At 35.8% G+C, this 13932-nt stretch carries 11 protein-coding genes; 9 read left to right on the forward strand and 2 right to left on the reverse strand.

Annotation, left to right across the window (positions count from 1 at the left end):
* Nucleotides 1-8 precede the first annotated feature (8 nt).
* Genes ACY2RU_RS13255 through ACY2RU_RS13265 form a run of 3 tightly spaced genes read left to right on the forward strand, consistent with a single transcriptional unit; the run spans nucleotide 9 to nucleotide 2037 of the window.
* Nucleotides 9-653 carry a hypothetical protein gene (locus ACY2RU_RS13255; protein ID WP_490138952.1) on the forward strand — a complete coding sequence of 215 codons (645 nt, stop codon included), beginning with the start codon at nucleotides 9-11 and terminating at the stop codon, nucleotides 651-653.
* Nucleotides 635-1399, forward strand: coding sequence for a sensor histidine kinase (locus ACY2RU_RS13260; protein WP_490138953.1), 765 nt, complete (start codon nucleotides 635-637; stop codon nucleotides 1397-1399). The genes ACY2RU_RS13255 and ACY2RU_RS13260 overlap by 19 nt, the downstream gene beginning before the upstream one ends.
* A 2-nt stretch (nucleotides 1400-1401) precedes the next feature.
* Nucleotides 1402-2037 (forward strand): response regulator, encoded by a 636-nt coding sequence (locus ACY2RU_RS13265; RefSeq protein ID WP_490138954.1) that lies wholly within the window; start codon nucleotides 1402-1404, stop codon nucleotides 2035-2037.
* Between the two features lie 34 nt (nucleotides 2038-2071).
* Here ACY2RU_RS13265 and ACY2RU_RS13270 read toward each other — a convergent pair whose 3' ends face one another.
* Complete coding sequence (locus ACY2RU_RS13270) at nucleotides 2072-2596, reverse strand: DUF7935 family protein (RefSeq protein ID WP_490138955.1); 525 nt, start codon at nucleotides 2594-2596, stop codon at nucleotides 2072-2074.
* A gap of 346 nt (nucleotides 2597-2942) precedes the next feature.
* On the opposite strand from ACY2RU_RS13270, the gene ACY2RU_RS13275 reads away from it, so the two are divergent.
* The 4 genes from ACY2RU_RS13275 (at nucleotide 2943) to ACY2RU_RS13290 (ending at nucleotide 9532) form a co-directional block, all read left to right on the forward strand.
* Nucleotides 2943-4355 (forward strand): hypothetical protein, encoded by a 1413-nt coding sequence (locus tag ACY2RU_RS13275; RefSeq protein ID WP_490138956.1) that lies wholly within the window; start codon nucleotides 2943-2945, stop codon nucleotides 4353-4355.
* A gap of 212 nt (nucleotides 4356-4567) precedes the next feature.
* A complete protein-coding gene (locus tag ACY2RU_RS13280) occupies nucleotides 4568-5692 on the forward strand; it encodes a hypothetical protein (RefSeq protein WP_490138957.1) in 1125 nt (374 codons plus the stop codon).
* A 292-nt stretch (nucleotides 5693-5984) separates the two neighbouring features.
* Nucleotides 5985-8795, forward strand: a complete 2811-nt coding sequence (locus ACY2RU_RS13285) for a sensor histidine kinase (RefSeq protein ID WP_490138958.1) — start codon at nucleotides 5985-5987, stop codon at nucleotides 8793-8795.
* Nucleotides 8792-9532, forward strand: coding sequence for a LytR/AlgR family response regulator transcription factor (locus ACY2RU_RS13290; protein WP_490138959.1), 741 nt, complete (start codon nucleotides 8792-8794; stop codon nucleotides 9530-9532). Before ACY2RU_RS13285 ends, ACY2RU_RS13290 begins: the two co-directional genes overlap by 4 nt.
* 43 nt (nucleotides 9533-9575) lie before the next feature.
* Here ACY2RU_RS13290 and ACY2RU_RS13295 read toward each other — a convergent pair whose 3' ends face one another.
* Nucleotides 9576-11159 (reverse strand): FMN-binding glutamate synthase family protein, encoded by a 1584-nt coding sequence (locus ACY2RU_RS13295; protein WP_490138960.1) that lies wholly within the window; start codon nucleotides 11157-11159, stop codon nucleotides 9576-9578.
* 505 nt (nucleotides 11160-11664) lie between these two features.
* Between ACY2RU_RS13295 and ACY2RU_RS13300 the strand changes: the two genes are divergently transcribed.
* A complete protein-coding gene (locus ACY2RU_RS13300; protein WP_490138961.1) occupies nucleotides 11665-12783 on the forward strand; it encodes an MBOAT family O-acyltransferase in 1119 nt (372 codons plus the stop codon).
* Complete coding sequence (locus ACY2RU_RS13305; protein ID WP_490138962.1) at nucleotides 12784-13929, forward strand: alginate O-acetyltransferase AlgX-related protein; 1146 nt, start codon at nucleotides 12784-12786, stop codon at nucleotides 13927-13929. It abuts the gene before it with no gap.
* Nucleotides 13930-13932: the final 3 nt, after the last annotated feature.

Genomic DNA, 13932 nt, shown 5'->3' on the forward strand with positions numbered 1-13932 from the left:
AAAATGCGATGGACGCCGTAATTGCTATATTAGAAATATTAAGTAAAGTTGCTGAAGGGACCGCTCTCTTAGCATCTATTCTTTTCTATTCAAAATATAAGCATACAGCCTTAAAATTCTTACCAATACTCTTAGGCTATATGTTTTTGCTTGAGATCTTTGGTTGGCAATTATATAATTACGTTGGCTTTAACGCACTTTTTTACAACATTTTTAACCTGTGTTTCTATCTTTTCTTTTTTTATGTGTTTTATTATTTTCTGCATAAAAGAAGCAACAAAAAAGGTGTCGTAATATTGGTAGGAATTTTTATTATTTCGCTAATCGTTGATCTGATCACTTTTGATTTTGTGCATGAGTCGCTCTTGTACTCCTATATTACCGGGGGTTGTTTAATAGTGATTTGCGTGATCTTATACTTTCTGGAAATGCTAAACTCATCACGCGTACTTTCTTTAAGACAAGATCTGTTATTTTGGATGGGAATTGGTCTATTACTTTTTTATATGGGCTATATTCCAGTGAAGATCACCCGTTTGTACTTTGCTTCCGAACAGAATACCTTTATGACGCTTTTAATCATGCATCAAGTGCTAATCATTATTTTATATGGCTGTTTTACCGCAGGTTTACTATGGAAGATGAAGAAATAGTTGGGCTTATTATGGCAGTGGTGTTACTATTGCTGGTAGCGGTCATCATTGTATTGTTTACGGTTTTTTTAAAACGAAAGAATAAGTTGATCGTAGCACAAGAAAAGGCCAAAAAAGCGTTTGAAAGAGAACTGGCAGAAACACAAATTGAAATTAGGGAAGAAACTCTTCGGAATATTAGTTGGGAATTGCATGATAACATTGGCCAACTTATGACTCTGGCGAAGATACAAGTACAAATGGCGCGTCAGTCTCCCGAAAATCTCGATGAGGTAGCCGAGACTATCGGTACGGGATTAACTGAGCTTAGAGCCTTATCTAAGTTAATTAATCCTGAAGCGCTTAAAAGTTTAAGTTTGAAAGAAGCGATCAATTTGGAGATCGAACGATTTAACCGACTTAATTTTATAAAATCAACGTTTACTGTGGAAGGTGAAACGATCAATATGGATCAGCAAAAAGAAATTATTATATTCCGCATTTTACAGGAGTTCTTTTCCAATACAATTAAGCATTCTAAAGCGTCGCATCTCGATGTTGTCTTGATGTATGAATCACCTTGCCTTGAGATCACCGCCAAAGATGATGGAGTTGGTTTTGCTCAAGATTCGAAATTTGCTGGTATCGGACTTAAAAATATGGAGAATAGGGCGCAACTTATTGAGGCGCAACTTCGGATCACTTCCGAAGAAAACATAGGAACCGCATTACGCCTTACGTATTGTATTCCGCAGAAAAATGTATAAAAATGAAACATGCAGTAGTAGTAGTTGACGATCATATATTGCTTTCACAGGCCATAGGAGGATTGGTCAATGAGTTCGAAGATTTTGAAACACGGTTTCTATGTAAGAACGGGCAGGAATTGTTGGATAAACTAAAAATTCCTGATAACATCCCTGATGTGGTGCTTATGGATATCAATATGCCGATCCTTAATGGTATTGAAACCACGCAAATGCTTTCCGAACAGTATCCGCAAGTTAAAGTGTTGGCATTATCTATAGAGGAAGATGAGAATACCATTCTAAAAATGCTTCGAGCCGGCGCCAAGGGGTATTTGATGAAAGATACCAAGAAGGAGATTTTGCACGAGGCCTTGCAGCAAGTTGTTGAGAAGGGATATTATCATACCAATACTATCGCTCAAATTTTAGTTGGAACCCTTCAGAAGAAACCTTCAGAAATACATTTTAAAGAGCGGGAGCTTGAATTTTTAGGGTATGCTTGTACCGAAATGACCTATAAAGAAATTGCCGATAAGATGTTTTTGAGTCCGAAGACCATTGAAGGCTACCGAAATTCGATCTACGAGAAAATAGAAGTAAAAAACCGTATCGGGCTTGTGTTGTATGCGATTCGCAATGACTTGTTTAAACCTTAAGGAAAATTAATTAATCTGTAAAGAAAGGGATCGACTAATAAAGCTCTGAAACCTCTTTGCGAACATACATCAACGCCTTTTGAGATGGTGTTACTTCTTCCATAAAAGCACGCAAGAGCCATTCTCGCATTTTATCTGCTCCGCCGTCCTTTTCGTGCATTGCTGCTTGTCTGATAACATGAATAGTGGCATTTTTAGCGGCATTTACTAAATTCCAACATTCTTGTGTTAGGTAGATCTGTTGTGCGATATTATGCTCAAATTCTTGTTCAATATTGCGTACCAACAATTTTTCATAGTCTTCTACATCTTCTGAATAAGGTTTTACGCGAATAAGTAATTTGTGTGGATCCATACGCTCTAATAATAGCGTAATACGTTCGTAGGCTTGCAATCGCATGGGTAGCATCTGGTTTTGTGCTTCCTTTTGAATTAAATAGCGTCTTCGGCCTTCTTCGTTCGCCGTATGTCCTTTAAAGAAATAGTAAGCAACTAACCCTACAACAATGGCAGGTAATAAGTAGGCAGCGTAACTGAGTATTTGGGTAACTTCTTCCATCGACTTTAATTTGGTTCACAAACTTACCAATTTTTGGGGTTTGAACAAATAAACGCCTAAAGAATGAAAGTAGTATATCAAGAACACAATAGATGAAGACTAACAGATGCCTGTTTTGCTTTTTTTATTATTTCAAGAGAAGCGTCTTTAGTTTTTGAGACCTAAAAGATATTCTGTATTAATTTCTTCGGAAGAACAATTTTAGGGATCCATTTGGATCATTGAATCAATGGAGCATTTCGCTATATCAAACAGGCTGTTAGTTATATCATGGGTATTAATAGGCATTAGGCGGTATACCTTCACGTCAACTAATTAACCAGCATTCATTTAAAACTTAATGATTATGAAAAATTTACTATTTGGCGCAATGGCGCTATTGGCAACTGTATGTTACGCACAAAAATCTTCAGGTCCCACCACGCCCTTTGTTGCAGCTGAAATTTATCAAACAAATTCGTTCAATATGGCACAGATAAACCAAACGGAAGTACCTACAGGCGCAGCCACTCACTACGGAAGAATAAGACAAAAGGGATTTTCGAACACGGCATACACAAAGCAAGAAGGTCTACGAGATTATGCGGTAACAAAGCAGTTTGGTTTAATCAACAATGCAGATGTTTATCAATTCGTAAACGACAATGGTGTGGAGGTGCAGCAAGGAAGAAACAATTCATGGGTTTTAGATAATAATATCTATGTAAAACAAACAGGCGATGACAATTGTGTTATTGGTAAACAATTTGGAAATTATAACATGGCTACCGTAAATCAAACGGGTAACTTAAATTATACAAAGTTTCGACAAAATAAAGATTCAAATACTCTAGATGTGGCTCAAACAGGTAATTTAAATACTGCAGATGTGTTCCAAAATAGAAATTATAATCAGGCCTATATAACGCAACAGTCAGATTTCAGCACGGTAGATGTAGATCAGCGGGAAAGTGATGATTTGGCAATAATTGTTCAGTCGGGTCTAAATCATAGTGCACGAGTACTTCAAGATAATACTTCAAGTAGTAGTGGTAATAATTCAGCAATAATTGCTCAATTTGGAGATAGCCATTTTTCTACCGTGATACAAAAAGGAGAATTTAACAGCGCGCAAAACACACAAACAATTGGAAATAACACCAGTACGATGCGACAAGTAGGAGGTTATAATTCGGCCACTGTTGGACAGAACGGCGATAGTGATTTTTCGGATTTAAAACAAACTGGTGATCAAAACTTAGCTACCGTAGATCAAAATGGCGATGATAACACGTTAAACTTGATCCAAAATGGAAATCAAAACTTTACTGTAGTAGATCAACTAGGAGATACGAACAATTCTTATTCGAAACAAGTAGGCAACAATAATCTAAATAGAAATATCCAAACAGGAGATCAAAATGATGTTTATTCATTACAAAGAGGTGACTATAATTTGTATGAAAGTTTACAGCAGGGAGATCAAAACTATGCGTATTCAAAACAAATTGGAAATAATAACTTGAATGTAAGTAGCCAAATAGGAAATTCGAACTACAACCGTGTCAATCAACGAGGAGATGATAATATAACTGATGTGGAGCAAATTGGTAATTTCAATAAAAATGAAACGCTGCAAGTTGGAAATATGCACCAAGCTTATGTTCTTCAAAATGGGGACCTTAATTGCTCAAAAATTGAACAAATCACTAACGGCCCCCATCTTGCAACGGTATTACAATTAGGGACTTCAAACACGGCATGTATTATACAAATGTAATTAGCTAGCAGTTTGATTTCAGAAAAGACCTTTCAGAATTTTCCCCACATCTGAAAGGTTTTTTCACCTTTAATAACACTTTATAGATTCAAATAAACCATTCGTGGTATGGAACCGACCGTTCCTTAAACGACTATTTGAGATTCATAGAAGGGCTTATACATTTGGATTATTGACAATAACCAAATCAATTAAATCTAAAATCTCATATTATGAAAACTTCAATTCAATTTGCTTTTGTGCTTTTATTTGCACTAGCATTAAACGCACAGAATAATACGGCAAATGTTGTGCAAACAGGCATAAACAATATTTCTAACTCCAATCAAATTGGAACTGGCAATGATCTAAAAGTAATTCAAAATGGAAATTTTAACATCAGCCTGCTAAATCAAACAGGAACCAACAATTTTTCTTGTGTTGAGCAAGTGGGAGATGCGAACTATAGTGAAGTCGATCAAGTAGGTAATGCTAACTCTAACGTAGGATACCAGCAGGGCGATTTAAACAATTCTGATGTAGACCAAGATGGGGATGCGAATATAGCCGACTTCGATCAATTAGGAAATCAAAATTCGAATGTTCAAAGTCAACAGGGAGATAGTAATTATGCCCAGGTGTATTCAGATGGAAACTTGAATAACACCAATAGCGATCAGCAGGGAGATGACAACCTAGCCTACATCTATCAGGTTGGTAATAGAAATGATGGTGACATAGACCAATTTGGTGATTCGAACCAAGCCGAGGTATTGCAATTCGGAAATAGAAACTCTTCAGCGGTTGCGCAGAGTGGTGATAGTAATTTTGCTTTAACAAATCAAACAAATAACAGAAACTCTTCTACTATAGATCAAACAGGAGATGATAATGCGGCATTTGTTGCGCAAAACGGACGACGAAATAATTCCGATATAGATCAAATAGGAGGTTTCAACTATTCTTCCGTCTCTCAATCTGGAAGACGTAACGAGAATTTCAATTATCAGCAAGGAGACGGTAACTCTAATGATATCACACAAAGAGGAAGATTTAACGATAGTTATGTATTGCAATTGGGTGATTACAACAAAAATACTACGTTGCAAGATGGTATTAATAACGATTCCGATGTATACCAAATAGGCGATGGGAATTGTTCTGACGTGTTACAAGATGGAAATAACAATACAGGACTCACCGTTCAAGTTGGAAATAATCATATTGCGAATATCCATCAAACGGGAAATGGTAATGACGCAACGATCATACAATTTGGTTCTGCTCCATTCAATACGACGATTACACAGGCGGGCGGAGGTAATTTGACCAAGATCAATCAAAGCGGAAGTTTTTAAAAAACAATTTAGTTAGTCGTTTTTTACTCTAGTCAAAACCTTTCAGTAGTGCCTATTTCTGAAAGGTTTTTGCTTTCACTTAATTGAAAGCGTTGCGTATGCTTTAACCGGGAAGGTTGAACAGTGATTTCTCTGAAGATAATGAGGAGGTCTATTGAAAGCGGTATTGTAACGTATTTATTGTCAAAGATATGTGTCTAAAAGGTGTTCTTAAAAAGGAGTGAGAATACGAGTTAATTCCTATCTTTAGTAAAAAGTAGAAATTATTAATCCATAGCGATAAAACAATCTATTGAAGTATCCCCAACCATATATAATACTTTTCCTTTTCCTCGTTGTAGGTCTTTCTTCTAACGCTCAAAACTATACGAATTACACCGAAAAAGATGGTTTAGTGAGTAATTACGTGTATCGAGGGTTACAAGATAAAGAAGGTTTTATATGGTTTATTACAGACAAAGGAATTAGTAAATTCGACGGAAAAACGTTTAAAAACTTTACCGTTAAAGAAGGTTTGCCTATAAATGAGATCTGGCATATCCGCATTACACCCGATGATCGTGTTTGGTACTTTACAAGAAGTGATCGTTTGGGGTACATTAAAAATGATAGTGTTTATTCGTTCTTTTCTTCCAATAGGGATATGATGAATCCCAGCGGAAAAATTCTTCAATCGGGCAACAATATTGCTATCGTTAGTGGAGGATTTACCTATCATTTTAAAGACACGATTTGGAAAGCCGAAAAAAATGAAAATGGTACCACAGCACTTTTAAATACACCGATCAAGATAGGCTATAAACAGAATCAAAATGAAACGGTGATCAATAAGGATGGAAAAGTAATTCATGAATTTAAGCGCTTTCTGGGAAATCCAAATGTATATCAATATTCAGATTCGCTGTTGGTGTTTTGTAGTGCAAACAATTATGATATTGTCAATTTAAAAAATGGACAAATCAAGTCGGAACCTACCTCTAGCTTGCTCAGAGCATCCAACGCCAGAACAAACGTATGGATGAATTTGGTCAATGATAAATTCCAATTAAGCGCAAATGAGTGGCTATTTACCTATGATGAAGCAATTGATCAAAGAGCCTCCTATTTAATTCCTGCCCACTTAGGCTCAACGCAATCTTTTAAAGACCGAGATGGTTTTATTTGGGTCTGTACTAGTTTCGATGGATTGTATAAACTTCCTATTCACTATCAAAACTTTACCCATTTTTTTAATGGAAAGGTAATTTCTAAGATAAGTGAAGTTAATGGTCAAATTTATGTTGGTGTGGAAGGCGATGCGATCTATAAATTAGTTGATGATCAACCTCAATTTTGGGCTCATGCAGGGTCAAGCCTCTATGATATTTCAAAATTAGAGGATGGAGTGGTGGCAGTACTTTGGAAAACAGTGTATTTAGAAACAGATGGAGTTCTGCAAACAATTCCTACAGATGAATCTTTTAGCTTCGGAAGAAATCTTATAAACTACCGTGGCTCTTACTTTACCGAAGGATTTTCAGGAATAAGTAAAAATGGTTTTGCAGAACGCACAAAAAAAGTATATACCGCTTATTCTTCGTATCAAGGACTTTTTAAACAAACAGATTCACTTTTTGTATTCAATTTTAAAAAGATGCTGTATTACAAGGAGGATATGGATCGGTTTAAAGTCTATAAAGATGTTGAGATTGGCAGTAAAGTAATATTAGCTAAAACAGATGGTGATAGAACGTATATCGCTACAGAAGGGGATGGAGTCTATCTTTTTAGCTTCGGAAACCTCACTAAATTGATCCCTACAGATCAAGCGATCGTTGGGAACATCAGCATAGAAAATCCAAATTCAATTTGGGCCGTATCTGAAGGTTCATTACTTCATTACGAAAGAAAAGAAAACGAACCATTTTCGGTTAAAAAATATAGTCAGATCAATGGTTTTCCTACAAACAATGTGATCGATGTTTTATTTTTCAATAACCACTTGTACATAGGCTCCAGCGAAGGACTTACCGTTATTAATACCGATGATATTTCCGAAAGTGAAAATTACGCGCTTTATATTAAAGAAGTATCCGTCAATGGAAAGAAACTCCGCAAAGATAGCGTGAGTTTACGCTATAATTCTGGTATAAATTTAAAGGTCAATTTTGGCGTTGTTAATTTTTTTGATACTGAAAATGATGTTTTGCAATATCGTCTGAGTCCCGATCAAGCAACATGGACGACAACGGTTTCGGGAGAGGTGAATTTATACGATCTAAAGCCTAAAGACTATCAGTTAATTCTGAAGGTAAAGCAATTTAATTCAGAAAAGACACTACAACTTCCTATTGTGATAAAACCCTTGTGGTGGCAACGAAATATCACTAAGGCAGCTTTTATATTACTCGTGTTAGCTATGGTAGGGTTTCTACTATTTCAGTATCGAAAACACGAACTTTCAAAGAAGCTCATGAAGATTCAAACACAGAAGAAATTGGCAGAATACGAGTTGCATGCGCTGCGCTCGCAAATGAATCCGCATTTTGTTTTTAACTCGTTAGCTGCCATTCAATATTATATCAACGAGAATGATTTTGTCAATTCTGAAAAGTATCTCGTCAAATTTTCACAGTTAGTTCGTCGGTTTTTTGAATTGACCAAAGAAGAGGAAATCTCGGTGGCTCAAGAAATAAGTTTACTGACCAATTATCTTGAAATTGAAAAACTTCGATTTAAAGATAAACTTAATTTCGAGTTTATTATTGATGAATATATTGATGCTGAAAGCACCATCATTCCTACAATGTTATTGCAGCCTGTGGTTGAAAATGCTGTAAATCACGGAATCTTCAACAAAGAGGAAAACGGAAATATTACCATTGTATTTAAATATTTGAATTGGAATAAATTAGGTGTTGAGATCATTGACGACGGCGTAGGTTTCGCGAACACAAAAAAGCCTAACGATCGAAAAATAAATTCTTCTCTTATTTTAAGCGACCGACTCTTTTTTCTAAATCAATCTGATAAATGGGAGATCACCTATACCACGGAAGAAGCATTTTCGGAAGGAACCGACAGAGGCAATAAGGCTATTTTTACCATAAAAACGTTAAAATGAAAGCGATAACCACCATATTAGTCGACGATGAATTTACGGCATTAAAGGGGCTTCAGCAGAAAGTAGAGAAGTTGTTTCCTGAAATAACGGTTTTAGGGGCATTTCAGAAGCCAAAAGAAGCGCTTAAGGCTATTCAGCAGAAGAATCCCGATATTTTATTTTTGGATATTCAAATGCCAGGAATGACTGGCTTTGAATTGCTTTCAGCGCTAAACGAGCTTCATTTTCAAGTAATTTTTGTGACAGCATATAACGAATATGCCTTAAAGGCTTTAAAGCAATCGGCCGTAGATTATGTATTGAAACCTGTGGATGATAACGATCTTAAACACGCTGTTTCAAAAGCTTTGGATGCCATAGCTCAAAAACAACAAAGTGAAAGCAATGAAAAATTGATCCATATTCTTTCCGAAGCTATTACAAACACCAATAAAATAATAGTACCAACAAGTAAAGGACTTTCATTTATTCCTCAACAAGAAGTTTTTCATATAGAAGGTTATGAGGGGTATACTAAGTTTCATCTTACAGATAAAAGCGAAATCTTGAGTTCTTATAACTTGGGAAAATTTGAGAAGGCGTTGAGTAAAATTTTCTTTAAATGCCACAAATCACATATAATTAATCTGGAAAAAGTACGGAGTTTCGAAAACGAAGGATATTTGGTGTTGGAAAATAATTATAGAGTTCCAATTTCAAAAGCAAACAGAAAAATATTTTTGAACTTATTTAAATAGCGATCTCTTAACCGAAGTTTAAGGATCGCGTAATTTTATTTACTTAAACCGTTTCCTGCATTTTCTCTTGCTTTGCGTAATTTCCGCCTAAAAATTGACAAGATCTCAATGTTTGCATATCGTTAAACGGAACAGGGTCTTTTTTATAACGATAAGCTTTATCCAATTCGGTTGAAATAAAGTGGTCATCTACGTTTAGTTCAATATCACTCATCTTAAACTGACATGGATGTTCATAGCCTGTAGCATGTGTGATTTCGATAAATTCCTTTCGGAAGGTCTTAAAATATTGTGCGAGTCGTTCGCTTTTTAACGGAATATCAATTCCATTTTGAAGCCATTTTTTCTGTGTTGCAACCCCACTAGGGCACCGATTGGTATGACAGATCTGCGCTTGAATACAACCAATACTCATCATCGCTTCACGCGCCACATTGATACAATCTGCTCCCATCGCAAATGCCATGGCTGCTTTGGCTGGAAATCCTAGTTTTCCACTTCCTATAAATACAATTCGATCTGTAAGCTGTTTCTTCTGAAATAGGCGGTATAGATCGGCAAAACCATACATCCAAGGCAGAGAGACATGATCTGCAAAACTTGGAGGAGCAGCACCCGTTCCGCCTTCACCACCGTCAACCGTAATGAAATCTGGACCTCTATTGGTTTTGACCATAATATCGGCGAGTTCTTCCCACTGATCTAATTTCCCAATGGCGGCTTTAATTCCTACGGGAAGTCCCGTGGCTTCCGCTAGTTTTTCGATAAAATCGACCATCTCTGGCACGTTGGAAAATGCTTTGTGATTTGGCGGAGAAAGTACGTCTTTACCCACTTCAACACCTCTAATTGCTGCGATTTCTGGCGTTATTTTTGCTCCGGGTAAAACACCACCCTTGCCAGGTTTAGCACCTTGTGACAATTTAACTTCAATAGCTCTTATAAAGGGGTTTTTCTCCACGAGAGCGATCATTTTTTCCATAGAGAATCCGCCATCTTCTGCACGAACTCCAAAATAGCCTGTTCCGAAGTGAAATACTACATCGCCTCCATGACTGTGATAGGGAGACAATCCGCCCTCGCCTGTATTATGGTATGCATTTGCAATTTTCACTCCTTTGTTTAGTGATTCAACAGCCTTGGCTGAAAGGGATCCAAAACTCATGGCAGATACGTTGATCACAGAAGCAGGTCTGTACGGTCTTCTTCGTTTATTATAGGCACCCATGACCTTCGCACAAGGTAAAAAGTATTTATCGGAAGCATTTGGGTGATTAGAGCCAATCTCATAGGGCATCATCGCATTATTGATAAAAATATGCTGATGCGCATAAATGTCGCGATCGGTTCCAAAGCCTTCATAGTTGTTTTCATTTTTGGAAGAAGCATAAACCCAACCGCGCTCAATTCTATTAAAAGGGAGTTCCTCTCTATTGTTTGCTACAAAATACTGCCGTAGCTCCGGACCAATACTTTCTAGCAGATATCTAAAATGTCCCACAATAGGGAAGTTGTGTTTAATGGTATGTTTTCTTTGGATGATGTCTTTTAACGCAACAAATATGATAACGAGTAATACCCACGCCCACCAAGGGACACTTTTTAAAAAATCAAGGATTGGATCCATAATAAACAACGGATTAAAATTAAAGCTGGTAGCCAGCTTTGTCTTATGTTTGTCAAATCAAATTTAACGAATTGAAGACGATTTTAGGGTAAAAAGCCCTATTGAGATAAATTTATTTAGATAAATGTTTAAGGATGAGAACACTATTTGTGTTAGTTTTTTTTTTTTTTTTTCAATTCAGAATTAAACGTATTTTTCGGGAATGATATTTAGCAGTAGCTTTTTCTTACTTTTTTTTCTGCCGGTATTTCTATTACTCTATCATTTAGTAAGTAAGAAGTTCAAAAATTTAGTAATCCTTGTTGCGAGTATATTTTTTTATAGCTGGGGTGCGCCTAAATTTGTCTTTGTAATTCTTGGATCTACAATACTAGATTTTTATATTGTTCAAAAGCTTTATAGAACAGAAAAGCTAAATATACGCAAGCTTCTCCTATTTAGTTCTGTATTCATAAACTTAGGACTATTACTTTACTTTAAATATTCGAACTTTTTTATCGACAATGTGAATACGGTTTTGGCCGCATTTGGCGAGAAAAATATTAAATGGACATCCGTTGCGCTTCCCATAGGAATTTCCTTTTATACTTTTCAGACTCTTACTTATTCAATAGATGTATACAGAAAAGTTCATGCACCCCTGAAAAAGGTAACCGACTACTTACTGTATATCATGTCATTTCCGCAAATGATTGCTGGACCTATTGTACGGTTTAATCTCGTAGCAGACCAGATTACAAATAGGGTAGAAACTGTAGACGACAAACTTATTGGATTTTATAGATTTTGTATAGGTTTAGCGAAGAAGGTTTTGTTAGCGAACGTTTTGGGTGAGCAGGCCGACTTGATAATGGGCGGAGATCTTGCATCTCTCGATTTTAGTACCGCTTGGTTAGGGATTCTTTGTTATACTTTCCAGATATACTTTGATTTTTCAGGTTATTCAGATATGGCTATAGGTCTGGGACGTATAATGGGCTTTAAATTTCCTGAAAACTTTAATTCACCTTATACCTCTGGTAGTATCACAGAGTTTTGGAGAAGATGGCACATCACCTTAGGTACCTTCATGCGGGATTATCTTTATATTCCTCTCGGCGGAAGTAGAGTTTCTTCTAAAGCGCGATTGTTTTTTAATTTGTGGATCGTTTTTCTTCTTTCAGGACTATGGCATGGTGCATCCTGGAATTTTGTTATTTGGGGAGCCTATCATGGTTTGTTTTTAATTTTCGATAGATTATTTTTAATGAAGTTTTATGATAAGATAGGGAGATTTCCGAGTATGATAATTACATTTTTTATCGTCATGATCGGTTGGGTTGTCTTTCGATTAGAGGATATAGCAAGTATTAATATTTACCTTAATAAACTTTTTGATCTCGAATCCATTTACCTTCCCGAAACAATCCCGTCGTTATACACAATAATGATTCTATCAATAATTTTTTCTTTTATTACGTTTTTCAAATTTGACAAAAAAATTGAACATTTCCTTTTCAACAAAGATAGTTATAGCATCAGCACAAACTTTTTACTAACATTCATAGGAATCATTTTTTTCGTTCTATCACTAAGTTCAATTACAGCTTATGGCTTTAATCCGTTTATTTATTTCAGATTTTAGATGAAGAAAACAAAAGACCATACCGTAAAAAAAATCTTAGCAGCTACTATTTTAGTTTTGCTCTTTTTACCACTTATTCAAGGTGCATTTCATCCTATTTCCATAGATAAACTACATAGAGTATCTCCTACTGTTGAGAAGCCTTCCTTTTCAATAGGTAGTTATCTTAGTGCAAACTATCAATCTCAGGAAGAAAAATATTTTAATGAGAACTTTGGTTTCAGAAATACAGCAGTTCGTTTAGATAATCAAATAGCTTATTGGCTATTTAAAGATGCTAGGGCAAAGGGCGTTATTGTTGGTAAGAATAATTATTTGTACGAAGAGAAATATATTAACTCATATGTTAAGAAGCATTCTCAAGATAAAAAGTATATCTCTAGTAAAACTAAAAAAATTAAGAGGATTCAAGATACGCTAGCTACTCTGGGTATAGACCTAATAATGGTTATTGCTCCTGGAAAGGGGATGTATTACCCAGAATATATACCAGACCGATATTATAAAAATGAATTAACTACCAACAACTATATTTACTATCTCGAAGAATTTCAGCGTGAAAACCTGAATTTAATTGATGCTAATGCGTGGTTTCTCACAATGAAAGATAAAGCCAAATATCCTCTATTACCAAAACTAGGTATTCATTGGAGTCGTTATGGAGAACTTATAGCCGCAGATTCCATTATATCTTATATAGAAGATAAGCGCGATGTTAAGCTGCCTCGATTTGTGTGGGACGAAGTAGAGCTCACCAAGGATTCAAAATTTACGGATAATGATTTGGAAAAAGGAATGAATCTGCTTTTTAAGATACCGAATATAGAAATGGCTTATCCTAAAATCAGTATTGATTCTACGGCTAGTACAGCCAATATTAAATTATTAACGATTGGTGATAGTTTTTTCTGGGGAATGTACTACATAGGCTTACCAGACCAGATATTTAAAAATGGTGAATTTTGGTACTATAATAAAAAGATCCATAGCAAAAACTTGAGTACACCAAAGTCGGTCGAAGAAATAGATCTTCAACAAGAGGTTGAATCCAATCAAGTAATCATGATAATGAGCACCGAAGCGAATCTTTCAGGTGTTGGTTGGGGTTTTATAGAAAACCTATACCATATTTACTTTCCTGATTAAGCT

This window comes from Ulvibacter sp. 2305UL32-6, from assembly GCF_058148545.1.

Bases quoted from the DNA above. Each gene is read 5' to 3' on its own strand.
- ACY2RU_RS13255 (WP_490138952.1), top strand. From the start codon at position 9: ATGGACGCCGTAATTGCTATATTAGAAATATTAAGTAAAGTTGCTGAA.
- ACY2RU_RS13260 (WP_490138953.1), top strand. From the start codon at position 635: ATGGAAGATGAAGAAATAGTTGGGCTTATTATGGCAGTGGTGTTACTA.
- ACY2RU_RS13265 (WP_490138954.1), top strand. From the start codon at position 1,402: ATGAAACATGCAGTAGTAGTAGTTGACGATCATATATTGCTTTCACAG.
- ACY2RU_RS13270 (WP_490138955.1), bottom strand. From the start codon at position 2,596: ATGGAAGAAGTTACCCAAATACTCAGTTACGCTGCCTACTTATTACCT.
- ACY2RU_RS13275 (WP_490138956.1), top strand. From the start codon at position 2,943: ATGAAAAATTTACTATTTGGCGCAATGGCGCTATTGGCAACTGTATGT.
- ACY2RU_RS13280 (WP_490138957.1), top strand. From the start codon at position 4,568: ATGAAAACTTCAATTCAATTTGCTTTTGTGCTTTTATTTGCACTAGCA.
- ACY2RU_RS13290 (WP_490138959.1), top strand. From the start codon at position 8,792: ATGAAAGCGATAACCACCATATTAGTCGACGATGAATTTACGGCATTA.
- ACY2RU_RS13295 (WP_490138960.1), bottom strand. From the start codon at position 11,159: ATGGATCCAATCCTTGATTTTTTAAAAAGTGTCCCTTGGTGGGCGTGG.
- ACY2RU_RS13305 (WP_490138962.1), top strand. From the start codon at position 12,784: ATGAAGAAAACAAAAGACCATACCGTAAAAAAAATCTTAGCAGCTACT.